The sequence below is a fragment of the Caballeronia sp. BR00000012568055 genome (assembly GCF_029439455.1).
GTDB lineage: Bacteria > Pseudomonadota > Gammaproteobacteria > Burkholderiales > Burkholderiaceae > Caballeronia.
Genome location: NZ_JAQFVG010000357.1, coordinates 33422 through 55808 on the forward strand (window position 1 = coordinate 33422; position 22387 = coordinate 55808).

Annotated in this window: 26 protein-coding genes; 23 read left to right on the forward strand and 3 right to left on the reverse strand. The window is 61.1% G+C overall.

Annotated features, from left to right (window positions below; all coding sequences use genetic code 11):
• Positions 1-129: 129 nt before the first annotated feature.
• From P7F28_RS31055 to P7F28_RS31065, 3 genes are read left to right on the forward strand one after another with little or no spacing between them, the layout of a single operon-like run.
• Complete coding sequence (locus P7F28_RS31055; protein WP_277189049.1) at positions 130-906, forward strand: acetoacetate decarboxylase; 777 nt, start codon at positions 130-132, stop codon at positions 904-906.
• A 20-nt stretch (positions 907-926) separates the two neighbouring features.
• Positions 927-1709 (forward strand): 3-hydroxybutyrate dehydrogenase, encoded by a 783-nt coding sequence (locus tag P7F28_RS31060; RefSeq protein ID WP_277189051.1) that lies wholly within the window; start codon positions 927-929, stop codon positions 1707-1709.
• Between the two features lie 12 nt (positions 1710-1721).
• Positions 1722-2978 carry a patatin-like phospholipase family protein gene (locus tag P7F28_RS31065; RefSeq protein WP_277189053.1) on the forward strand — a complete coding sequence of 419 codons (1257 nt, stop codon included), beginning with the start codon at positions 1722-1724 and terminating at the stop codon, positions 2976-2978.
• On the opposite strand, the gene P7F28_RS31070 is transcribed toward P7F28_RS31065, so the two are convergent.
• On the reverse strand, positions 2954-3373 hold the full coding sequence (locus tag P7F28_RS31070) for a hypothetical protein (RefSeq protein WP_277189055.1): 420 nt from the start codon (positions 3371-3373) through the stop codon (positions 2954-2956). The two genes, P7F28_RS31065 and P7F28_RS31070, sit on opposite strands and share 25 nt — an antisense overlap.
• Positions 3374-3739: 366 nt before the next feature.
• Between P7F28_RS31070 and P7F28_RS31075 the strand changes: the two genes are divergently transcribed.
• The 13 genes from P7F28_RS31075 (at position 3740) to P7F28_RS31135 (ending at position 13924) form a co-directional block, all read left to right on the forward strand.
• A complete protein-coding gene (locus P7F28_RS31075; protein WP_277189057.1) occupies positions 3740-3898 on the forward strand; it encodes a periplasmic nitrate reductase, NapE protein in 159 nt (52 codons plus the stop codon).
• A 37-nt stretch (positions 3899-3935) separates the two neighbouring features.
• Positions 3936-4238: a chaperone NapD gene (locus tag P7F28_RS31080; protein ID WP_277189059.1), complete on the forward strand. Its 303-nt coding sequence runs from the start codon at positions 3936-3938 to the stop codon at positions 4236-4238.
• Positions 4235-6730, forward strand: a complete 2496-nt coding sequence (gene napA, locus P7F28_RS31085) for a periplasmic nitrate reductase subunit alpha (protein ID WP_277189061.1) — start codon at positions 4235-4237, stop codon at positions 6728-6730. Before P7F28_RS31080 ends, napA begins: the two co-directional genes overlap by 4 nt.
• Before the next feature lie 4 nt (positions 6731-6734).
• Positions 6735-7223 carry a nitrate reductase cytochrome c-type subunit gene (locus P7F28_RS31090; protein WP_277189063.1) on the forward strand — a complete coding sequence of 163 codons (489 nt, stop codon included), beginning with the start codon at positions 6735-6737 and terminating at the stop codon, positions 7221-7223.
• Positions 7224-7231: 8 nt separating this feature from the next.
• Complete coding sequence (locus P7F28_RS31095; protein ID WP_370467446.1) at positions 7232-7852, forward strand: cytochrome c3 family protein; 621 nt, start codon at positions 7232-7234, stop codon at positions 7850-7852.
• 28 nt (positions 7853-7880) lie between these two features.
• Complete coding sequence (gene ccmA / locus P7F28_RS31100; protein ID WP_277189065.1) at positions 7881-8507, forward strand: heme ABC exporter ATP-binding protein CcmA; 627 nt, start codon at positions 7881-7883, stop codon at positions 8505-8507.
• Positions 8495-9163: a heme exporter protein CcmB gene (gene ccmB / locus P7F28_RS31105; protein ID WP_277189066.1), complete on the forward strand. Its 669-nt coding sequence runs from the start codon at positions 8495-8497 to the stop codon at positions 9161-9163. Before ccmA ends, ccmB begins: the two co-directional genes overlap by 13 nt.
• Before the next feature lie 10 nt (positions 9164-9173).
• Complete coding sequence (gene ccmC, locus P7F28_RS31110) at positions 9174-9923, forward strand: heme ABC transporter permease CcmC (RefSeq protein ID WP_277189068.1); 750 nt, start codon at positions 9174-9176, stop codon at positions 9921-9923.
• 106 nt (positions 9924-10029) lie between these two features.
• The gene (gene ccmE / locus P7F28_RS31115) at positions 10030-10446 is read left to right on the forward strand and encodes a cytochrome c maturation protein CcmE (protein ID WP_277189070.1); all 417 of its coding nucleotides are present in this window, start codon (positions 10030-10032) and stop codon (positions 10444-10446) included.
• Entirely contained in the window at positions 10443-12371 is a 1929-nt protein-coding gene (locus P7F28_RS31120; RefSeq protein ID WP_277189072.1) for a heme lyase CcmF/NrfE family subunit, read from the forward strand. Before ccmE ends, P7F28_RS31120 begins: the two co-directional genes overlap by 4 nt.
• Positions 12368-12907 carry a DsbE family thiol:disulfide interchange protein gene (locus tag P7F28_RS31125; protein ID WP_277189073.1) on the forward strand — a complete coding sequence of 180 codons (540 nt, stop codon included), beginning with the start codon at positions 12368-12370 and terminating at the stop codon, positions 12905-12907. Before P7F28_RS31120 ends, P7F28_RS31125 begins: the two co-directional genes overlap by 4 nt.
• Positions 12900-13277 carry a cytochrome c-type biogenesis protein CcmH gene (locus tag P7F28_RS31130; protein ID WP_306806096.1) on the forward strand — a complete coding sequence of 126 codons (378 nt, stop codon included), beginning with the start codon at positions 12900-12902 and terminating at the stop codon, positions 13275-13277. The genes P7F28_RS31125 and P7F28_RS31130 overlap by 8 nt, the downstream gene beginning before the upstream one ends.
• A complete protein-coding gene (locus tag P7F28_RS31135) occupies positions 13274-13924 on the forward strand; it encodes a c-type cytochrome biogenesis protein (RefSeq protein WP_277189075.1) in 651 nt (216 codons plus the stop codon). The genes P7F28_RS31130 and P7F28_RS31135 overlap by 4 nt, the downstream gene beginning before the upstream one ends.
• Here P7F28_RS31135 and P7F28_RS31140 read toward each other — a convergent pair.
• Both P7F28_RS31140 and P7F28_RS31145 read right to left on the reverse strand, forming a co-directional pair.
• Complete coding sequence (locus P7F28_RS31140; RefSeq protein WP_277189077.1) at positions 13907-14125, reverse strand: DUF3079 domain-containing protein; 219 nt, start codon at positions 14123-14125, stop codon at positions 13907-13909. The two genes, P7F28_RS31135 and P7F28_RS31140, sit on opposite strands and share 18 nt — an antisense overlap.
• Before the next feature lie 77 nt (positions 14126-14202).
• Complete coding sequence (locus P7F28_RS31145; protein ID WP_277189079.1) at positions 14203-15408, reverse strand: nitronate monooxygenase family protein; 1206 nt, start codon at positions 15406-15408, stop codon at positions 14203-14205.
• A gap of 346 nt (positions 15409-15754) precedes the next feature.
• Here P7F28_RS31145 and cyoA point away from each other — a divergent pair, with 346 nt between their 5' ends.
• From cyoA to P7F28_RS31180, 7 genes are all read left to right on the forward strand, one after another.
• Positions 15755-16639: a ubiquinol oxidase subunit II gene (gene cyoA, locus P7F28_RS31150; protein WP_277189081.1), complete on the forward strand. Its 885-nt coding sequence runs from the start codon at positions 15755-15757 to the stop codon at positions 16637-16639.
• A gap of 4 nt (positions 16640-16643) precedes the next feature.
• A complete protein-coding gene (gene cyoB / locus P7F28_RS31155; RefSeq protein WP_277189083.1) occupies positions 16644-18653 on the forward strand; it encodes a cytochrome o ubiquinol oxidase subunit I in 2010 nt (669 codons plus the stop codon).
• Entirely contained in the window at positions 18653-19267 is a 615-nt protein-coding gene (gene cyoC / locus P7F28_RS31160; RefSeq protein WP_277189085.1) for a cytochrome o ubiquinol oxidase subunit III, read from the forward strand. Before cyoB ends, cyoC begins: the two co-directional genes overlap by 1 nt.
• Entirely contained in the window at positions 19267-19611 is a 345-nt protein-coding gene (gene cyoD, locus P7F28_RS31165; RefSeq protein WP_277189087.1) for a cytochrome o ubiquinol oxidase subunit IV, read from the forward strand. Before cyoC ends, cyoD begins: the two co-directional genes overlap by 1 nt.
• A 169-nt stretch (positions 19612-19780) precedes the next feature.
• Positions 19781-20308: a 2,4'-dihydroxyacetophenone dioxygenase family protein gene (locus tag P7F28_RS31170; RefSeq protein ID WP_277189089.1), complete on the forward strand. Its 528-nt coding sequence runs from the start codon at positions 19781-19783 to the stop codon at positions 20306-20308.
• Between the two features lie 39 nt (positions 20309-20347).
• Positions 20348-21649: an MFS transporter gene (locus tag P7F28_RS31175; RefSeq protein ID WP_277189091.1), complete on the forward strand. Its 1302-nt coding sequence runs from the start codon at positions 20348-20350 to the stop codon at positions 21647-21649.
• A 15-nt stretch (positions 21650-21664) separates the two neighbouring features.
• Positions 21665-22381 carry an SDR family NAD(P)-dependent oxidoreductase gene (locus P7F28_RS31180; protein WP_277189093.1) on the forward strand — a complete coding sequence of 239 codons (717 nt, stop codon included), beginning with the start codon at positions 21665-21667 and terminating at the stop codon, positions 22379-22381.
• Positions 22382-22387: the final 6 nt, after the last annotated feature.

Genomic DNA, 22387 nt, shown 5'->3' on the forward strand with positions numbered 1-22387 from the left:
GCAAGCGGATGAATTCGGCCATCCCGCTAAGACATATCCGATTTGCTGAGCATGCCGCGTTTCGCTGCCTTATTTGTTAGGTATTCCAAATAAAATGGGTATCGTCTCAACCAAGGACGATACCCTTTCATGAAAGAAGACGAGATCCGCCAGCATGCGTTCGCCATGCCGATGTACCGGCCGGCTTACCCGCGCCCGCCGTTCCGCTTTCTCAATCGCGAATACTTCATCATCAGCTACGAGACGGATCTCGACGCCGTGCGCGCTATCGTGCCCGAGCCGCTGAGGGTCGAGAAGCCCATCGTCAATTACGAATTCATTCGTATGCCTGACACGTCCGGCTTCGGCAATTACACGGAAAGCGGTCAGGTCATTCCCGTCATCGACATGGACGGGCGCGCGGCGGCCTATACGCATTGCATGTTTCTCGACGACGAAGGGCCGATCGCGGGCGGTCGCGAAATCTGGGGCTTTCCGAAGAAGCTTGCCTCGCCGAAGCTGTTCGTCGGCGGGACGGACACACTGGTCGGCACGCTCGACTACAGCGGTCAGCGCGTGGCCACCGGCACGATGGGCTACAAGTACACATCGCTCGATCACGAAACCGAACGCGCCGGCCTCAGTGATACGCCGAACTATCTGCTCAAGATCATTCCGCATGTGGACGGCAGCGCGCGCATCTGCGAACTCGTGCGCTTCTTCATGCGCGACGTGACCGTGCTCGGCGCATGGGAGGGCCCCGGCGCGCTCGAACTTCATGCGCATGCGCTCGCGCCCGTTGCGGATTTGCCGGTGCGCCGCGTGCTGCGCGCAAAACATGTGATCGCCAATCTCACGCTGGATATCGGTGAAGTGGCGCACGACTATCTGGCATCGGACGAAGCGCGCAAGCTCGTCAATCGTTAAATCATTCGTTGGGAAAAAACATGGCACTGAAAGATAAGGTCGCGCTCGTCACGGGCGCAGCGAGCGGTATTGGTGAACAAACGGCGCGCAAGCTCGCGGAGCAAGGCGCGGCCGTGGTGATCGCAGATTTGAATATGCAGAACGCGCAGGCAGTCGCATCGGATATCGTCGCGAAAGGCGGCAAGGCCATTGCGGTTTCGATGGACGTCACCAGTGAAAACGATGTGAACGCGGGTATCGAAGAGACGGTGGCGAAGCTCGGCGCGATCGATGTGCTGGTATCGAACGCGGGGATTCAGATCGTCAAGCCGGTCGAAGAATTTTCGCTCGACGAGTGGAAACGCATGCTCGCCATTCATCTGGACGGCGCGTTTCTCACCACCAAGGCGGCGCTCAAACATATGTATCAGTCGGGTCGCGGCGGCTCGATCATTTATATGGGCTCGGTGCATTCGCACGAAGGCTCGAAACTGAAAGCGCCGTATGTGACCGCGAAGCACGGTTTGCTCGGATTGGCGAAGGTCGTCGCCAAGGAAGGCGCGGCGCATAAGGTGCGCGCGAACGTAGTGTGTCCCGGCTTCGTACGCACGCCGCTGGTCGAAAAGCAGATTCCGGAGCAGGCGAAGGCGCTCGGTATGTCGGAAGCGGACGTCGTGAAAAACGTCATGCTGAAAGATACCGTCGATGGCGAATTCACCACGGTTGACGACATCGCGAATGTGGTTGCCTTCCTCGCGGGCTTCGAGACGAACGCGCTCACAGGTCAGTCCATCGTGGCGAGCCACGGCTGGTTCATGCAGTAAGGGGAAGCCGCCATGCGCCGCAGTGAACGCAATTCTCCCGAGCAGCCGAATCATATCGACCTTTCTGCTTACGACCGCATCGGTCTGGTGTTGCAGGGCGGCGGCGCGCTAGGTTCTTATCAGGCCGGCGTCGTGGAAGGGCTGATGGAAGCGGGCGTCGAGCCGACGTCCATTTCCGGCATTTCCATCGGCGCGCTGAACACAGCCATTGTTGCGGGCAATGCGCCCGAGAATCGCGTGGCGGCGCTGCGCGGTTTCTGGGACACCATCTGCGAACCAGCGGATGTCTTCGCTCAAATGGGCGCGATGTTGCCGGCGGCTTTCGGCTTCGGCAATTACGCGCGCACCGTGTCGAGTCTGTGGGCGGCCACGCATTCGCTGATCGCCGGGCAACGCGGCTTCTTTGCGCCGCGTATCGATTTGCCGCTGCTCGGTATCAGCAGCGAACGCTCGCCGAACGCTGTCAGCTTTTACGACACCACCGCGTTGCGCCAAACCCTGCTCGAGTTCGCGGACTTCGACCGCATCAACAACGGTCCCGCGCATGTGACCGTCGGCGCAGTGAACGTGCGCACCGGCAATCTCGTCTATTTCGATAACCGCAAGACTCGGCTCTCGCCCGAACATTTCATGGCGTCGGGCGCGTTGCCGCCGGGTTTTCCCGCTGTGGAAATCGATGGTGAGTTTTACTGGGACGGCGGACTGGTCTCGAATACGCCGCTGAGCGAAATCATCAGCGAAGGGCGGCACAAGAACACGCTCGTGTTTCAGGTCGATTTGTGGAACGCCAAAGGCACGCTGCCAGGCGACTTGCTCGACGTCGCCGAGCGGACCAAGGACATTCAATATTCCAGCCGCACGCGCGCCATTACCGATTTCGTCGCGCTGCATCACCGGCAGGCGCGGATTATCGAGGAGATGTTGCAGTACATGCCCGAAGACGCGCGTCGCGCCAATCCGCTGCTGCGCGAGGCCGAAGCCATCGCGCGGACGGGAACGCTGAACATCGTCCATCTGATCTACAAGGACAAGTACTTCGAAGGGAATTACAAAGACTACGAGTTCAGCACGGACACCATGCTGGAACATTGGGCGAGTGGGCTGGAGGATATCCGGCGCTCGTTCGGGCGTCCGAAGTGGTTCGAGATGCCGAGCCACGAAGCCGGGTTTGTCACGCACGACGTGCATCGGCGGGAACCGATGCACGCGTCATCTCACGAGACCAGGCGCGAGACCAAGCTCGATTACTGCGGAAACGAAGGCGGCTGATAGCCCGGAAGCTGGCTCAATGCGCGATGGCACGAAGCGGAAAGCGCCGCCAAACGATCGACGCTTTCGCGCATATCAATCTGCGTGCGCGTAATCAGATCGCGCAATACGTCCAGACGCGGGCTGATGGTATCGACGAAAGGTTCGCCGCATGCGAGCAGCGCTTCGGCGTCGTCACGGGCTTCGCGCAGTTCCATCACCGTGACCTTGTTCTGCGCCAGCAAACGCGCGTGATGCTCGGCCAGGTCGCCCAGCCCCATCGCCCGCATCCGTTCGATCAGGCGGCGCGGCGAGCGCAGACATGCTTCGCCAGCGTCGTAGGCCATGAACTGAGCATCGGCAATGCTCAGCGAAAGGCGGCCTTCTGGCGATTCGAATTCGAGCTTGGTAGACATAAGAAGTCACGCGTGTTGTGAATTGCCCGAAGTGTAGGCAGGCGTCGCGCATGACACCGTCAGAGTAATTCGAAAAATGCCGCGCCTTTCGTGAATACGGCGTTTCACTTCTTTGCATTTCGATGCAAGCAAGGCGTAAGCACTTGCTAATGATCAAGGCGAATTCATCGGCTTTCGGTTCAAATGGTGAAACGCAAAGCCCACGATCATTTGGAATCGAAACCACGTGTTAATTAGCATGCCGTTGCAATCGGCGAAGCTTTTCGTCGCCAAGTTCGCCTTGAAAAACGTCATTCCCTATCCAAACAATGGATACAGCTTTGACATTGGACAAGCGTTTCTGCATGCGTCATTTCATCTCACGCCATGACCGAAAACACTGACACGCGTAAAACGGAGGAAACCCGCAGTATCCTCTTTCTGACCGTTGTGATGGTGCCGGTATTGACTGTTGCGCTGATCGCGGTTTATGGATTCATCGTGTGGTTTTATCAAATATTGATCGGTGGTCCGCCGCATCATTAAAGCATCAGCGTTACCAAAATCAATCGATGAACGGGGAATGATCGACATGCCCGTCAATAACGAAGGCTGCGAGTTTCATATTGCCGGCGTGGTCGTTTATGCGCGTGTTGAATCACTCGATGACGTCATTCACGCACTCGAAACATTACCCGGCGCGCAAATTCATGGCGCAAGTCACGACGGAAAGATCGTGCTCACTTTTGAAGGTGAGCGCTCGTCGCATATTGCCGAGCAATTGAGTGCGGCGCAGGCCATTCCTCATGTCGCCAGTGTCGCGCTGGTTTATCAGCATGGCGAGTCGATCGAACCACAACCCGATGAAACTGAAATCGCAAAATGAAACTCAGCCGACGCGCATTTATTAAACAAACGGCCGCTGCGACTGCCGCCGCGTCCGCCAATATCACGCTGCCGGGTATCGAAGGCATGCAGGCGAACGCCGCCGCGGCCGACGACCTCGTCTGGTCGAAAGCGCCCTGCCGCTTTTGCGGCACCGGCTGCGGCGTGCTGGTCGGCGTGAAGGCGAATCAGGTCGTCGCCACGCAGGCCGATCCGCAAGCCGAAGTCAATCGCGGTCTCAACTGCGTAAAGGGCTATTTTCTGTCGAAGATCATGTACGGTCAGGACCGGCTCACCACGCCGCTCATGCGCATGAAAGACGGCAAGTTCGACAAAGACGGCGAATTCGCGCCGGTCTCGTGGAACGCCGCCTTCGACGAAATGGCGAAGCAATTCAAGCGCGTGCTGAAGGACAAGGGACCGAACGCCGTCGGCATGTTCGGCTCCGGGCAATGGACCATCTGGGAAGGCTACGCCGCCGTCAAGCTGATGAAGGCGGGCTTTCGCACCAACAATCTCGATCCGAACGCGCGCCACTGCATGGCGTCGGCGGTGACCGGTTTTATGCGCACCTTCGGCATGGACGAGCCGATGGGCTGCTACGACGACATCGAGGAAACCGATGCTTTCGTGCTGTGGGGATCGAATATGGCGGAGATGCACCCGGTGCTATGGTCGCGTGTGACCGCGCATCGCCTGGCCGCCCCGAACGTGCGCGTGGTCACGCTCTCCACGTTCGAGCACCGCTCCTTCGATCTCGCCGATGAAACCATCGTATTCACGCCGCAGACCGATCTCGCGATCATGAATTACATCGCGAACAGCATCATCAAGTCGGGGCGCGTGAATCGCGATTTCATCAACAAGCATACGAACTTCAAGAAGGGCAACACGGATATCGGCTATGGCTTGCGGCCGGATCATCCGCTGCAAAAAGCCGCGAAAAATGCGGGCGATGCCAACGGCTCGCAGCCCATCACCTTCGATGAATACGCGAAGTTCGTTTCGAAGTACGACGCGGCTTATGTGACCAAACTCACGGGTGTATCGAAGGCAAAACTCGATGCGCTCGCCGAGATCTACGCCAATCCGAAGACGCGCGTCGTGTCGTTCTGGACCATGGGTTTCAATCAGCACACGCGCGGCACGTGGGCGAACAACATGATCTACAACCTGCATCTGCTGACCGGCAAGATCGCGACGCCGGGCAACAGTCCGTTCTCGCTGACGGGCCAGCCGTCGGCGTGCGGCACGGCGCGGGAAGTAGGCACGTTTTCGCATCGGCTGCCGGCGGATATGGTGGTGACCAACCCGAAGCATCGCGAGGAAGCGGAGACCATCTGGAAGTTGCCGGCCGGCACCATTCCCGACAAGCCGGGTTTCCACGCCGTCGTACAGAACCGCATGCTCCACGACGGCAAGCTCAACGCCTATTGGGTGATGTGCAACAACAATATGCAGGCGGGCGCGAATCTGCATAACGAAGGCTATCCGGGGTATCGCAATCCGGCGAATTTCATCGTGGTCTCCGATGTCTATCCGACCGTCACCGCCGTCGCCGCCGATCTGATTCTGCCGACCGCGATGTGGGTCGAAAAAGAAGGCGGTTATGGCAACGCCGAGCGCCGCACGCAGTTCTGGCATCAGCTCGTCGCCGCTCCCGGCGATGCGCGTTCCGACTTGTGGCAACTGATCGAGTTTTCGAAGCGCTTCAAGGTCGAGGAAGTCTGGCCTGCTGAGTTGATCGCGAAAAAGCCGGAGTACAAGGGCAAGACGCTGTACGACGTGCTCTACAAAAACGGCCAGGTGGATAAGTTTCCGGCCTCGCAGGAAGACGCGAAGTATCGCAATGACGAGGCGAAGGCGTTCGGCTTCTATGTGCAGAAAGGTCTGTTCGAAGAGTACGCGAGCTTCGGGCGCGGCCACGGTCACGATCTCGCGCCTTTCGACAGCTATCACCAGGCGCGCGGGCTGCGCTGGCCGGTGGTCAACGGCAAGGAAACGCTCAGGCGCTACAAGGAAGGCTCGGACCCGTACGTGAAGGCGGGCACGGGCTGGCAGTTCTACGGCAATCCGGACGGCCGAGCCAATATCTGGGCGCTGCCTTACGAGCCGCCGCCCGAAGTGCCGGACAAGGAATACCCGTTCTGGTTATCGACCGGACGCGTGCTCGAACACTGGCATTCCGGTTCGATGACCCGTCGCGTGCCCGAGTTGTATCGCGCGTTTCCGAACGCCGTGTGCTTCATGCATCCCGACGATGCAAAGGCGCTGGGCTTGAGGCGCGGCGTCGAAGTCAAGGTGATGTCGCGGCGCGGCTATATCCGCACACGCGTGGAAACACGCGGACGCGACAAGCCGCCGCGCGGTTTGGTATTCGTGCCGTGGTTCGATTCGAGCCAGCTCATCAATAAAGTGACGCTCGACGCCACCGATCCCATTTCATTCCAGACCGATTTCAAAAAGTGTGCGGTCAAAATCGTACGAGTGTGATGCCATGCGCACGCTGACACTTCTCGCAATTTTGCTGGCCTCGTTGCTGGCGTTCACCGTGTTCGCACAACCCGTTGTGCCTGCGGTGCCTTTCCATGACAACCTCCGTGGGACCACGCCCATCGACGAGGAAGCGAAACCGCCGCTGATCGCGCCGACGGAAAACAAGGACGTGATTCGCGGCCTGAACTACGCGCAGCAGCCGCCGACCATTCCGCACAAGATCGACAACTATCAACTCGATCGCAATGCCAACAAGTGCCTCGCCTGCCACGCGCGCAGCCGCGCGGAGGAAAGCGGCGCGGTGCCGGTGGCGGTGTCGCATTACATCGACCGGGCGGGTGAGGTGTCGGGGCATTTGTCGCCGAGGCGCTATTTCTGCACGCAGTGCCACGTGCCGCAAGCCGATGCGAAACCGCTGGTCGGCAACACGTTTCAGTCGGTCGAAGATATCCGGCCGCTGTCCTCGCCCACTCAACCCAAGTCACGTTGAAGCACGCCATGCACGCATTGCGCGATCTGATCAAGCGCTACTGGACCACTATCCGGCGTCCGAGCCTCTATTACAGCCTGGGTTTTCTGACGTTGGGCGGCTTTATCGCGGGCGTAGTGTTTTGGGGCGCCTTCAACACTGCGATGGAGTTGACGAACACCGAAGCGTTCTGTACGGGCTGTCATGAGATGCGCGACAACACTTACGCAGAGTTGAAGAGCACGATTCACTACAGCAATCGCACAGGTGTACATGCGAAGTGTTCGGACTGTCATGTGCCGCATGCGTGGACCAACAAGATTGCGCGGAAGATGCAGGCATCGAAGGAAGTGTGGGCGAAGATCTTCGGCGTGGTGGACACGCGCGAGAAGTTCCTCGACAAGCGGCTGGAACTCGCGCAGCACGAATGGGCGCGTTTCAAGGCGAACGATTCGCTCGAATGCCGCAACTGCCATTCCTTCGAGTACATGGATTTCACGCGGCAAAGTCCGCGCGCGCAGAACGCGCATCAGAAGTATCTGGAGACGGGCGAGAAAACGTGCATTGATTGTCACAAGGGCATTGCGCATCAGTTGCCGGAAATGTCGCGCGCCGATGCGGGCGAGCCTGCCGCTGACGCGAAGCCATGAGCGGCTGCATCGATTCACAGGAGAGCCGATGCTCAGCGCAACGCGACTCGAAGTGATGCGCGGCGGCAGGACCATCGTGGCCGGCGTGAGCCTTTACGCCGACGCCGGTCACGCGCTCGTGATTCACGGCGCGAATGGCAGCGGCAAGAGCACGCTGATCGCCGCGCTCGCGGGCTTGCTGCCGTTGTCGTCGGGCGCGCTGGCGTGGCAGGGCGTGCCGGTGCGCGCGAATCCGGCGCGCTATCGACGCGACCTCGCGTTTCTCGGCCACACGGATGGCATCAGCGGCGAACTGACCGTGCTCGAAAACCTGCGCTTCGCGGCATCGCTGGATGCGCGTTCGGTGCTGAAACCCGACGTGCTCGATGCCGCCGGCCTCACCGCGCTCGGCTCGCTGCACGTGAATCGGCTATCGCAAGGCCAACGCCGACGCGTCGCACTGGCGCGCGTGATCTGTTCGAACAAACCGCTCTGGCTGCTCGACGAACCCACTGACGCCCTCGACGATTCCGCCGCCGCGTGGTTCACCGCCTGCATCGACGCACATTTGAACACGGGCGGCACCGTGATCGCCGCCACGCATCGCCCGATCGAATCCGATGCCGCGCGTACGCGCCGTCTGCATCTCACGCGGAGCGCGCCATGTTGCGCGTGATGCTTCAGGTGATCCGCCGCGAGCTGATCGTGACGCGCCGTTCGCGCACCGCGACGCTCGGCGTGCTGATGTTCTTCGTGCTGGCCGCGAGCCTGTTTCCGCTTGGCATCGGACCGGATGCAACGTTATTGCGCGCGATTGCGCCCGGCGTGTTGTGGGTGACGGCGCTGTTCGCGGCTTTGTTGTCGGCGGGACAGCTTTTCGGGCATGACTTCGCCAGCGGCGTGCTGGAGCAAATGCTGGTGTCGCCGCAACCGCTCGCGGCAATCGTGCTGGCGAAGATCATCGCGCACTGGCTGGTGAACGGGCTGGCGCTGACGGCGCTCGCGCCTTTTGTCGCGCTCGAATATGGGCTGGATTCATCGACCATTGTGAAGCTGATGATGTCGCTTTTGATCGGCACGCCGCTGCTCAGTCTGATCGGTTCGATGGGCGCGGCGCTCACCGTCGGCGTGCGCGGCGGTCAGGTCGTGCTCGGTTTACTGGTGTTGCCGCTCTATGTGCCCGTGCTGGTGTTCGGCGTCGGCGCAGCCGATTCCGCCGCAATCGGCGCGTGGTCGCAGGCGAACTTCTCGCTGCTCGCGGCTGCGCTGGTCGCGGCGTTGTGGCTATGTCCGCTTGCAAGCGCCGCCGCGCTGCGCATTTCGATGGAATAGGAGTAACCGCATGTCCCGACGATCGCTCTACCGCTACGCCTCACCGCCGCGCTTCGAACGGCTCGCCGCGCGACTGACGCCGTGGTTCGCAGCCGCCGCGGTGCTGCTGATCGCAGGCGGCATGTTCATCGGCCTGGCAATCGCTCCCGCCGATGCACTGCAACGCGACATCTATCGCATCATGTTCGTCCACGTCCCGGCCTCGTGGATGTCCATGTTTATCTACGTCGTCATGGCCGCGTACTGCGCGCTGCATCTCGCGCTGAACGCCCGCCTCGCGCCGATGATGGCGCTCGCGCTCGCGCCGACCGGCGCGCTGTTCACGGCCATATCGCTCATCACGGGCGCGCTGTGGGGCAAGCCGACGTGGGGCACGTGGTGGGTGTGGGACGCACGCCTCACCTCCGAACTGATTCTGCTGTTTCTCTACGCGGGCTTTCTGTCGCTGCATGCGGCAATCGACGGCACGCAGCGCGCGGATCGCGCCTGTTGCGTGCTCGCGCTGGTCGGCGTCGTCAATATTCCGGTGATCTATTTTTCGGTGCAATGGTGGTACACGCTGCATCAGGGACCGTCGATGTCCTTCGGCAGCGGTGTGTCGATGAGCGCGTCGATGGTGTGGGGCATCGTCGTGACGGCGGCGGGATTCTGGGCGTACACGGCGGCGATCGCGCTGACGCGCGTGCGTACGATCATGCGAACGCGCATGCGTTCCGGTATCGACGATGCGGTGACGACGCTTGAGGAGCGAGCCGCATGAACGTGCTCAATATGTTGATCGACAATCCGATTTTGAGTGCCGCACTTGCGGTCACCTTCCTGCTGCTCGGCGCAGAAGCATGGTTCGTGCGCAGGGAGGCCCGACGATGAAAGCGCGCCATCGCAGAGCCGCGCTGATCGCGGCGGGCGTAGCGAGCGTGGCGCTCGTTTGCGCGTTCGTGCTCAATGCGTTTCGCGCCAACGTGATGTTCTTTGTCGGCCCGAGCGAGCTTGCATCGCATACGTCGTCGCGGGTTCGTTTGGGCGGACTCGTCGTGCCCGGCTCGCTCGTCCGCGATGCCGATCAACGCACGGTGCGCTTCGTCGTCGCGGATCAGCGGGCGTCGATTCCGGTCGTATTCGAAGGAGCGCTGCCCGATCTGTTTCGCGAAGGCAGCGGTGTCGTCGCGCAAGGCAAAGTTGGCAGCGATGGCCGTTTTCACGCCGATGAAGTGCTCGCCAAACACGACGAAAAATATCAACCGCCGCAGGCCGCACAAGCGCTGCGAGAGGCCCGCCGATGATCCCCGAACTCGGCCACTTTGCGCTGATCACAGCTTTCGTGCTCGCCGTCGCCGCAGGCATCCTGCCGATGCTCGGCGCGCAATGGAAAATCCAGCGATGGATGCGAGTCGCCGTGCCTTCGGCCATCGCGCAATGCGGCTTCGTGATGATGTCGGTGGCGTGTCTCGCGTGGTCGTTCGTATCGAACGATTTCTCGCTTATCTATGTCGCGCAGAACTCGCATTCCGCGTTGCCGGCGGTGTATCGGCTGACGGCGGTGTGGGGCGGACACGAAGGATCGCTGCTGCTGTGGGCCGCGCTGCTCACGCTGTGGATGCTCGCCGTCTCGTTGTCCGGGCAGTCGATCACGCTTGCCATGAAGGCGCGCGTGCTCGCCGTGATGAGCTGGATCGATGCGGGCTTTCTGCTGTTCATGCTGCTCACCTCCGATCCCTTCGATCGCCTGCTGCCGCCCGCGATGGACGGCCGTGGTCTCAATCCGCTGCTGCAAGACCCCGGCATGGTCGCGCATCCGCCGATTCTTTATATGGGTTACGTGGGCTTTTCGGTGGCGTTCGCGTTCGCCATTGCTGCGCTGTTATCCGATCCACCCGAGCTATCCAACGCCAACTGGGCCCGCACCGCACGCGCCTGGACGCTCGCGGCGTGGACCTTTTTGACGCTCGGCATCATGCTCGGCAGCGGCTGGGCGTACTACGAACTCGGCTGGGGCGGATGGTGGTTCTGGGACCCGGTGGAGAACGCCTCGTTCATGCCATGGCTCGCGGGCACGGCGCTGATCCATTCGCTGACCGCCACCGCCAAGCGCGGCGCGTTCGGGGCGTGGAGCGCGCTGCTCGCCATCTGCACGTTTTCGCTGTCGCTGCTCGGAACGTTTCTGGTGCGTTCGGGCGTGGTCACATCGGTGCATGGATTCGCGTCCGATCCGGCGCGCGGCGTTTTCATTCTCGCGCTCTTGGCGCTGTTCGCGGGCGGCGCGCTCGCGCTTTTCGCGTGGCGTGCGCCGCGTCTGGCATCGAACGTCGGGTTCGATGCGTGTTCGCGCGAGTCGCTGTTGTTATCGAACAACCTGCTGTTGCTGGTGGCGGCGGCGTCCGTCATGCTCGGCACGCTTTATCCGATGGCGCTCGACGCGCTCGGCCTCGACAAGATTTCCGTCGGCGCGCCCTATTTCGACAGCGTGTTCGTGCCGATCATGACGCCTGCGATCTTTCTGATGGGCATCGCGCCGCTCGCGCGATGGAAGTCCGCGCGCCTGCCCGAACTCGCGATGCGCCTGCGCTGGGCCGCGCTCGTGAGCATCGCGACCGCGTTCATTTGGCCAATGTCGCTGGTCGGTCTCGGCATGGCGCTCGCGGTATGGACGTTCGCCACCGTCGCGCTGAGCCTGGTTGACCGGCTGCGTTCGAAGCGTGTGACGCGCACCATTGTCGGCATGTGGCTGGCGCATGCGGGCGTGGGCGTGTTTATCGTCGGCGTGACGCTGGTGAAGGGCTATCCGGTCGAACAGGATGCGCGGTTGGCGCGCGGCGAAAGCGTGGAAGTCGGCGGTTATCGGTTCCGGCTGGATGGCGTACGCGAAATCACCGGGCCGAATTATCGGGCGATGCGCGCGATTATCGACGTCAGCCGCAGCGGCAAGAGCATCGCCACGCTGCTTCCCGAAAAGCGCAGCTTCGACGTCTCCGACACGCAGACCACCGAAGCCGCGATCGATCACGGCATTCTGCGCGATCTTTACGTCGCGATGGATCAGCCCGCAGGCGACGACGCATGGACGCTGCGCATCCAGATCAAGCCGTTCGTGCGCTGGATCTGGGCCGGATGCGTGCTGATGGCGGCGGGCGGTCTGCTGGCCGCGACGTCAAGAAAACGCGTCGTTGCGGCTGCCACGGCCCGCGTGCAAATCGGAACCGGACGATGAAACGCTTCCTTATTCCGATCATCGTGATGGCCGCGCTGGTGGCGCTGCTCGCCGCCGGTCTGCGTCACGATCCGCGCCGCCTGCCGTCCGCTTTGATCGGCAAACCCGCGCCCGCGTTCGAACTTCCCCGGCTCGATGCCGCGCATACGACGATTTCCTCCCGCGCGATGCACGGACAAGTCTGGGTGCTCAACGTCTGGGCGTCATGGTGCGAAGCGTGCCGCGACGAGCATCCGCTGCTGATGAAGTTCGCCGCGAAAGGCATCGCGCCGGTCTACGGACTCGACTATCAGGACGATGCCGAACCGGCGCTGCAATGGCTCGCGCAGGCGGGCAATCCGTATCGGGCGACGCTTGTCGATCGCGACGGGCGTACGGGTATCGACTATGGCGTGTATGGCGTGCCGGAAACCTTCGTGATCGATCGCGGCGGCGTGGTGCGGTATCGGCAGGCGGGACCGCTGACGCAGGCATCGCTCGATACGGTGATTCTGCCGCTGGTCGCGCGGCTGCAACGGGAGACGGTGAATGAATAAGCGCATCGCAATGAGTTGCGCGTTGGCTTTGGCCGCATCGAGCGCGCACGCGGCGGACGAATCCGACGCCAGCCGCATCCGGCATCTCGACGAGAGTTTTCGCTGCGTCGTCTGCCAGAACCAGAGTCTCGCGGATTCCGCCGCGCCGCTCGCCGCCGAACTGCGCGCGCGCATCCGCGAACAGGTGGCAGCGGGCGCGGCAGACGACGAGATCCGCTCGTACATGACAAGCCGATACGGCGATTTCGTGCTGTATCGACCGCCGATGAAGCCGCTGACGTGGGCGCTGTGGTTCGGTCCGTTGATCGCGCTGGCGCTCGGCGCGATCGCGATGACGCGCGCCATTCGTCGTGCGAGGCGCACGGCATGATCGCGTTCTGGTTAATTGCGGCGGGGATGATGCTGGTGGCCGTCGGCTGCGTCACCGTGCCTTTGCTGAGCGCGCAACGCCGTCACGCCGCGCTGGCGGGACTGTTGATCGCGCTGGTGCCATCGGCGGCGATCATGTTGTATATGCGGATCGGCAATCCGGCGGCGCTGGCTTTGGAAAATACGATAAGCGGCGAACACGCGAATTCGCCTGCATCGCTTGAACTGATGGTGAGCCGTCTTGCCGCACGTCTGCGCCGCAATCCGAACGACGCCACCGGCTGGGCGATGCTCGCGCGTTCCTACGCCGTGCTCGAACGTCCCGACGATGCCGCCGCCGCATACCATCGCGCGCTGCTACTGAATCCGCGCAACGCCGACCTGCTGGCCGATTACGCCGATGCGCTCGCCAGCGCGAAAAATGGCGACTTGAGCGGCGCGCCGCAAGCGAATATCGATGCGGCGCTGGCCATCGACCCGGATCATCCGAAAGCGCTGGCGCTGGCGGCATCGGCGGCGGCGGACCGGCGCGATTACGCAGCAGCGATTCGTTATTGGACGCGGTTGAGGGATGTATCGAGTGGTGACGCGGGCATGGCGCGCCAGGCGCAGAAGAATATCGACGAGATATCAGCGTTGAGGCGCTGAAGGCACGACTGACTTCGCGCCTTCGGCAACGTCCAGACCCCAGTCGCCGTGTTCATACCAATCTTCGCCGAGCAGTTCCATCGGATGCTGCGTGCGGCTCGATCCGTTGCCGCAGCGCATATTGTCGGTGCCGCAATAGTGATCGCAGCCCCAGCAATTGCGTTCGGGATGAGTCGGATTGAGCGGAAATTTCTTCGACATGGCGATGCTCCTTGAATGTCAGATAGCGTAGGCGCGCATTGGCTGCGCGCCTATCGGCCATGTTCCGAACTCACATGTTACGACGCGCAATGCGCTGTTTCAGCGCCCGTGAGCAGCAACGCGATCAACTCGCGCACGCTGCGAATCGCCGTGCCGAACGGCAGCGCTTCACGTCCGCGGAAGAACAGACCGTTGCCGACATCGCCACGCAGCGCTGCTGACAGTCGCGTATCGATACAAAAGTGACCAAACTTTTCGATGCCGTCGCGCAAGCCGCACACGCTCAGACATTCGAGCGCCTGCGCGCAAGGCTGTTTGCGCGCGCCGATCTTGGTGCGGATACGGTCTTCGTTCTTGAGATAGCGCATCAGCCACGGCGTTTTCACCGCGCGCGCGGGCAAGCCCGTCACGCTGACAAATTCGACGATATCTTCAGGCGCGGCTTCCGTGAGCACGCGCTTGAATTCGGGATGCGCGTCACCCTCTTCGGTGACGGCGAACGGTGTGCCGATCTGCACGCCATTCGCGCCCGCCACGAGCGCCGCACGCAGCGCTTCGTGACTGTTGATCCCGCCGCCGACGATCACCGGCACATCCGCCCGCGCGATGCCGAGCGTTTCGAACACGGTGTCCAGTTCGCGCAGCACGCGCGCAAATTCGAAGCGTTCGTTGCCCATGTCCGCGACATCGGTGACGCCGAGATGGCCGCCCGCGTGCGCCGGATGTTCGATCACGATGGCATCGGGCAAGCGGCCTTTCTTCATCCACTTCTTCAGCACGAGCGCGACGCCCCGGCTATCGGAAAGAATTGGGATCAGCGCGATATCGTGACCTTGCGTGAGATCGGGCAGATCGAGCGGCAAACCCGCGCCCATCACAATGGCGTCCGCGCCCTGCTCGCACGCGACGCGCACATAGTCGGCGTGTGCAGCCACGGCTTTCATCACGTTCACGGCGATCATGCCGCGCCCTTGCGACAACTCACGCGCCGCGCGAATCTCGCGTTCCAGCGCGACCAGATTCGCGCGCTCCAGGTTCTCGCGCGTTGCATCGTCCTTGCAGAAGGCAAGCAGATCGGGATGATGATGCCGCAAGTCGATACTCGCAATCGTCCCCACTGCGCCCTCGCGCGCCACGCTGCCCGCCAGCCGATGCGCGGAAATGCCCACGCCCATGCCGCCCTGCACGATAGGCAGCACGCTGCGGCCACGAATGACCAAAGGTGAAAATTCGTGCGTGAGGCAAGCCGTCACTGCGGCCAGTTCGGCCTGATCTCGATTCATGTTCGATCGCTCATAGAAATACTTCGTCGCAAGGGTATCTCCGAGCGTCGTGATCGGAAAAGAAGCGGATCGGTCGCGCGTTGACAATCGTCATGCGTGCGGCGTTTCGTGCGCACTCCGGATCATTTATCAACAAACTGCGACGCATTGCCGCTTGCGCATTTTGTACCGCCTCGTTCAATTCGCGCACTTCGCGCGTCACGGTGTCGCAATTCGTGTTTTGTTATTCGAATCTCAACATTTCGCAACATCTCGCTAAATCGCGCATGGCATGATCCGGTCGCGGCGAAAGCCACGTAACGGCGTTCTGCCCGGGACGCTTCGATCCAAACAACCAGCGAATGCAATGAATGAAAATACTCCACGGCTAACAAGACCATTGTTATCGGGGTTGATGGCCAGTCTTTGCCTGTCGGGATGCAATCTTGAAGTGTTGAACTCCAAGGGCGCAATCGGCAAGGCCGAAGTCTCGCTGATCGCCACGTCGGTCTACGCAATGTTGATCGTCGTAATCCCGGTGATCCTGCTCACCCTCTTCGTGGCCTGGCGCTACCGTGCGTCCAACAAGAACGCCACGTATGCGCCGAAATGGTCGCACTCCACTGGCATCGAAGTCGCCATCTGGACGATTCCGACGCTCATCATCCTGTTCCTCGGCATCCTCACCTGGAAGACCACGCACGAGCTCGATCCGTACAAACCGCTCGAATCGAACGTGAAGCCGATCAATGTCGAAGTCGTCGCGCTCGACTGGAAATGGCTGTTCGTGTATCCGGATCTCGGCATCGCGACGGTCAATCAGATCGCGTTTCCGGTCGGCACGCCGGTCAACTTCAAGATCACGTCGGATTCGGTGATGAACTCGTTCTTCATCCCGCAACTCGGTGGCCAGATCTACGCGATGGCCGGTATGCAGACCAAGCTGCATCTGATCGCCGATCACGAAGGCGACTACGCGGGCATCTCCGCCAACTACAGCGGCGCCGGTTTCTCCGACATGAAGTTCCGCGCGCTCGCCATGTCGCAAGGCGAATTCGACGCGTGGGTGAAGAAGGTGAAGGACGGTCACGAGAACCTCAGCATGGACGTGTACGCAGATGTCGCGCGTCCGAGCGAGAAGGTTGCGGTGCGTTATTTCTCGACCGTCGATCCGAAGCTGTTCACCAATATCGTCGGCAAATACAACTACGGGAATTCGACCGTAGGCGAAAACTGTGTAACCAAGGGGTAAGCCAATGTTCGGCAAATTAACGCTCGAGGCGATCCCGTATCACGAACCCGTCATCATGGGCGCGACTGCGTTCATGGCTCTGATGGTGCTCGCTACGGTGGCCGTCATCACCAAGCTAGGCAAGTGGGGCTGGCTGTGGCGCGAGTATCTGACATCCACTGATCACAAGCGCATCGGCGTGATGTATCTCGTGCTCGCCTTCCTGATGCTCGTGCGCGGTTTCGCCGATGCCGTCATGATGCGCGCGCAACAAGCCGTCGCGATGAATGCGGAAGGACCGTTCCCGCCGCATCACTTCGACCAGATTTTCTCGGCGCACGGCACCATCATGATCTTCTTCATGGCCATGGCGCTGCTGGTCGCGTTCTTCAATCTCGTGGTGCCCCTGCAGATCGGCGCACGCGACGTCGCGTTCCCGATGCTGAACTCGCTGTCCTTCTGGATGACGTTCGCAGCGGCCATGCTCGTGAATATCTCGCTGTTTATCGGCGAGTTCTCGACGGCGGGATGGCTGGCGTATCCGCCGTTGTCGGAGCTGCAATTCAGTCCGGGCACGGGTGTGGATTACTACCTCTGGGCCTTGCAGATTTCCGGCGTAGGCACGCTCTTGTCCGGTGTGAACTTCTTCGTGACCATCGTGAAGATGCGCGCGCCCGGCATGACGTGGATGAAGCTCCCGGTGTTCACGTGGACCGCGTTCTGCTCGAACATCCTGATCATGGCAACGTTCCCGATTCTGACCGTGGCGCTCGCGCTGCTCGGTCTGGACCGTTACGCGGACATGCACTTCTTCACCAATGACGGCGGCGGCAACCCGATGGTCTATCTGAACCTGATCTGGGCCTGGGGTCACCCCGAGGTCTACATTCTGGTTCTGCCGGCTTTCGGTATCTACTCGGAAGTGGTCGCAACGTTCTCGAAGAAACCGCTGTTCGGCTACAAGACCATGGTGTACGCAACGTGCTGCATCATGGTGCTGTCGTTCCTGGTTTGGCTGCATCACTTCTTCACGATGGGCTCGGGCGCGAACGTCAACGCGTTCTTCGGTATCGCGACGATGATCATCTCGATCCCGACCGGCGTGAAGATTTTCAACTGGCTGTTCACGATGTACCGTGGCCGCGTGCAGATGACGTCGCAGATTCTGTGGACCATCGGCTTCATGATCACGTTCACCATCGGCGGCATGACGGGCGTGATGCTCGCCATTCCGGGCGCGGACTTTGTGCTGCACAACTCGCTGTTCCTGATCGCGCACTTCCATAACGCGATCATCGGCGGCGTGGTGTTCGGTTACTTTGCAGGCGTGTCGTACTGGTGGCCGAAGGTGTTCGGCTTCAAGCTGAACGACAAGCTCGGCAAGTGCGCGTTCTACGCGTGGTTCGTCGGCTTCTTCGTGGCGTTCATGCCGCTGTACGTGCTTGGCTTCATGGGCGCGACGCGCCGTATGAATCACTACGATAACCCCGCATGGCAGCCGTACTTCATCGTCGCGGCCATTGGCGTGGCGATCATCGCGGTCGGCGTGGTGTTCCAGGTGGCGCAGATCGTGGTGTCGATCATCAATCGCAACAAGGCGGAATATCGCGATGTGACGGGCGATCCGTGGGGCGGCCGTACGCTCGAATGGTCGATCAGCTCGCCGCCGCCGGTCTATAACTTCGCGCGCATGCCGCAAGTGAAAGAACTCGACGCCTTCGCTGATGCCAAGGAAACCGGCGTGAGCCTGTATCAGGGCAAGTTCCGTGGCATCCATATGCCGTCGAATACGAGCGCGGGTCTGCTGGTCGGTCTGATCAGCATGGCGCTCGGTTTTGCGCTGATCTGGCATATCTGGTGGCTCGTGATTGCGTCGGCGGTGGGGATTGCGGCTGTTGTCATCGGCCATAGCTTCCTCAAGAACGAGGGCTATATCATCCCGGCGTCGAAAGTCATGGCGATCGAAGGCTATACGCCGCCGAAGTCGAATGACCGCGCAGGTGTCGCACGCGATCTGGAAGTGGAGGTTCTCTGATGTCGTCTCTGTCTCAACACGCTCACGCGCATGACGATGCGCACGATGTCGAGCACGCGCATTCGCAATCGGTATTTGGCTTCTGGGCCTATCTGATGACCGACTGCGTGCTGTTCGCGTCCTTGTTCGCGACCTTCGCGATGTTCGCGATGCAAACCGCAGGCGGCCCGACGCCGAAGCAGTTGTTCGATCTCACCGATGTCGGTTACGAAACCGCGTTGCTGCTGATGAGCAGTCTGACCTTCGGCTTCGCGATGATCAGCGCGCATCGTCGCAAGCAGCCGATGGTGCTGGCGTGGCTCGGCGTGACGTTCCTGCTCGGCGCGGGCTTTCTGTATCTGGAACTGCACGAGTTCGCGCATCTGATCGCGGAACAAGCGGGTCCGAACCGCAGCGCGTTCTGGTCGGCGTTCTTCACGCTGGTCGGCACGCACGGTCTGCACGTGACCTTCGGCATGATCTGGATGCTGGTGCTGATGGTGCAAATGGTCATGAAGACCGGCACGGACGAGCGCCGTCTGCGTCGTCTCGCGTGTCTCAGCCTTTTCTGGCACTTTCTGGACATCGTCTGGATTTGCGTGTTCTCGTTCGTTTATCTCGGGAGTATGGCGTAATGGCTCAGGCACATAGCAACCATAGCGGCCACCACAGCGACCTGCCGCACGTTTCCGTGCGCGGTTATCTGATCGGCTTCGTGCTGGCTGTCGTGTTGACGGTGGCTTCGTTCTGGAGCGTGAAGTCGGGCGCGTTCAGCGGCGAAAGCGCACTCGTCGCGCTGGCGGTGCTGGCCGCGATCCAGATGATCGTGCACGTGGTGTTCTTCCTGCACGTTAACGCGTCGAAGGAACAGCGCTGGCATGCGTGGTCGTTTGCTTACACCATCGCGATGTCGCTGGTGATTATCATCGGGACGGTGTGGGTGATGCATAACGTGCATATGTTGATGATGGCGCGATAAGCGGTTTCATCGACTTTGCGTGATGAAGAAGCGGACCTTTCGGGGTCCGCTTTTTTTTGCGTTCACGAAAACAGGTGGATTCAACACTTATTGACAACCGCCACATACACGCCGACTATATGTCCATAATCTGATTCATCAATCCACAATATGGACAAAAGGAGACGCGATGCCCGCGCCAGCCAATTCGGCGGATGCCTTAACGCCGTACCAACTCCCCTTCCCCAAAGACGCTCTGCCGGAAATCGTCGTGCCGACAGCGATTCCAGACGATGAACGCGTCTGGGTGCCGCAAGCCGAAAACGTGTGGTTTCGTCCGCTGTGTCTGAACGTATCGACCGGTTACTGGATGAACCTGCTGCGCGTGCGCAAGTCTGGCGTGCTGTCGCGGCATCGGCATCCGCAGGCGGTGCACGGCATGGTGCTCAAAGGCCGCTGGCGCTATCTCGAACACGATTGGGAAGCGACCGAAGGCAGCTACGTTTTCGAGCCGCCTGGCGAGACGCACACGCTGTATGTGCCCGAAGACGTCGAAGAAATGATCACGTATTTCCAGGTGAACGGCGTGATGTTCTATTGCGATCCCTACGGCAATTACACCGGCTACGAAGACGTCTTCACCAAGGTTGATATGTGCCGCAAGCACTACGAATCCGTAGGACTCGGCGCGGACTACACAGATCAGTTCATCCGATGAACATCCGATTAGACTCAAAAGAGCATCCGGAGGAGACACATGCTTGAAAAATCACCGCGCCTGAAGCGCATTCAGTGGGTCGCGCTCACGTTTTTGACGCTGGCGGGCATCGTCAATTATCTCGATCGAAGCACGCTGTCGATTGCCAATCATTCGGTATCCCAAGAACTAGGGTTGTCGGCATCGCAAATGGGTCTGCTGTTGTCGGCGTTCTCGTTCGCATACGCGTTTTCGCAATTGCCTATCGGCGTGATGCTCGATCGATTCGGCGCGCGCGTCATGCTCGGCCTCGGCATGTTCGTGTGGTCGGTGGCGCAGTTGTTCGGCGGGCTGGTGACCAGTCTGCATCAGTTTCTGGCGGCGCGGATTGCGCTCGGCATCGGCGAGGCGCCGCAGTTTCCGGCGGGCGCGAAAGTCGTCTCCGAATGGTTCGCCCAGCGCGAACGCGGCAAGCCGACGGGCATTTTCGTGACGTCATCGACCATCGGCCCCGCACTCGCGCCGCCGATTCTCACCGTGCTGCTGCTCAACTTCGGCTGGCGCAACATGTTCGTCATCATGGGCGTGCTAGGGATTGCGGTGGCGATCGGTTGGTACATCGTGTATCGGAATCGGCGGGATGTGACGCTGGAAACGCAGGAGCTTGCGCATCTGACCGAGGGCGAACCGGCGCAGCGTCAGGAGCGCAATATGAGCTTCGCGGAATGGCGCGGGCTGTTCGCCAAGGCTACGACGTGGGGCATGATTTTCGGCTTTATGGGCGTGATCTATATGGTGTGGCTGTATCTGACCTGGCTGCCCGCGTATCTGGAGCACGAGCGGCATCTGACCATCGCTAAAACCGGCTGGGTCGTGACGATTCCGTATCTGGCGGGCACGCTTGGCATGTTGTCGTCGGGCTTTATCGCGGATGGTTTGATGGCGCGCGGCGTCGCGCCCATTCGCAGCCGCAAGTGGCCGATTCGCACCGGTTTGATCGGCGGCGCGTTGTTCACGGTGCCCGCCGCGTTCACGCCGAATCTGACGCTCGCGATCGTCTATCTTTCCGCCGCGATGTTCTTCGTCAATATGGCGAGCGGCGCCGCGTGGGCGCTGGTGTCGGTGGCCGCGCCCCGTCATATGGTGGCATCGCTCGGGAGTATTCAGAATTTCGGCGGATACTTCGGCGGCTCGTTCGCGCCGTTTATCACCGGGCTGGTGGTGGACAAGACGCACTCGTTCGTGAATGCGTTTTTGATCAGCGCAGCCGTGGCGTTCGCGGCGGCGCTGGTGTACATGTTCGTCGTGCGCTCGCCGATTCAGGATTCCGAGCAGCAGGCGGCGGCGGTTCCTGTCGTTTGAATTTAAAAGTACGTTATGACTTTCCAAGCTGATTTATTCGCCGATAAAACCGTGGTCGTCACGGGTGGCACGCAGGGTATCGGCGCGGGGATCGCGCGGCAATTCGCGGCGCTCGGGGCGCGCGTGCTTGCGTGCGGTCTTGCGCCTAAAGACGCACTCGGCGATGGCATCGAACTGATCGATCTCGATGTCGCCAATCCCGCCAGCACCGCCGCGTTGTTCGACAAGCTCGAATCGCTCGATGTGCTCGTCAATTGCGCCGGCATGATCCGGCGCGGCGACGAGCACGATATCGAAACCTTCGAGCGCGTGATCGCCGTGAATCTTAGCGGCACGATGCGCATGTGCGCCGCCGCGCGTCCCTTGCTCGCTGCATCGAAAGGTTCGATCGTCAACACCGCGTCGATGCTGACGTTCTTCGGCGGCGGCCTCGTGCCCGCGTACAGCGCGAGCAAGGGCGGCGTCGCGCAACTGACGAAGTCGCTGGCGATCGCGTATGCGGCGGACGGCATTCGCGTCAACGCCGTTGCGCCCGGCTGGATCGCCACGCCGCTCACGCAGGCGCTCCAGGACGACGACGGCCGCTCGCAGGCCATTCTCGATCGCACGCCGATGAACCGCTGGGGCTTGCCCGAAGACGTCGCGCGCGTGACGGCGTTTCTGGCGTCGCCGGCGGCGTCGTTCATGACGGGCGCGATCGTGCCCGTCGATGGCGGCTATCTCGTCGCATGAACGTGA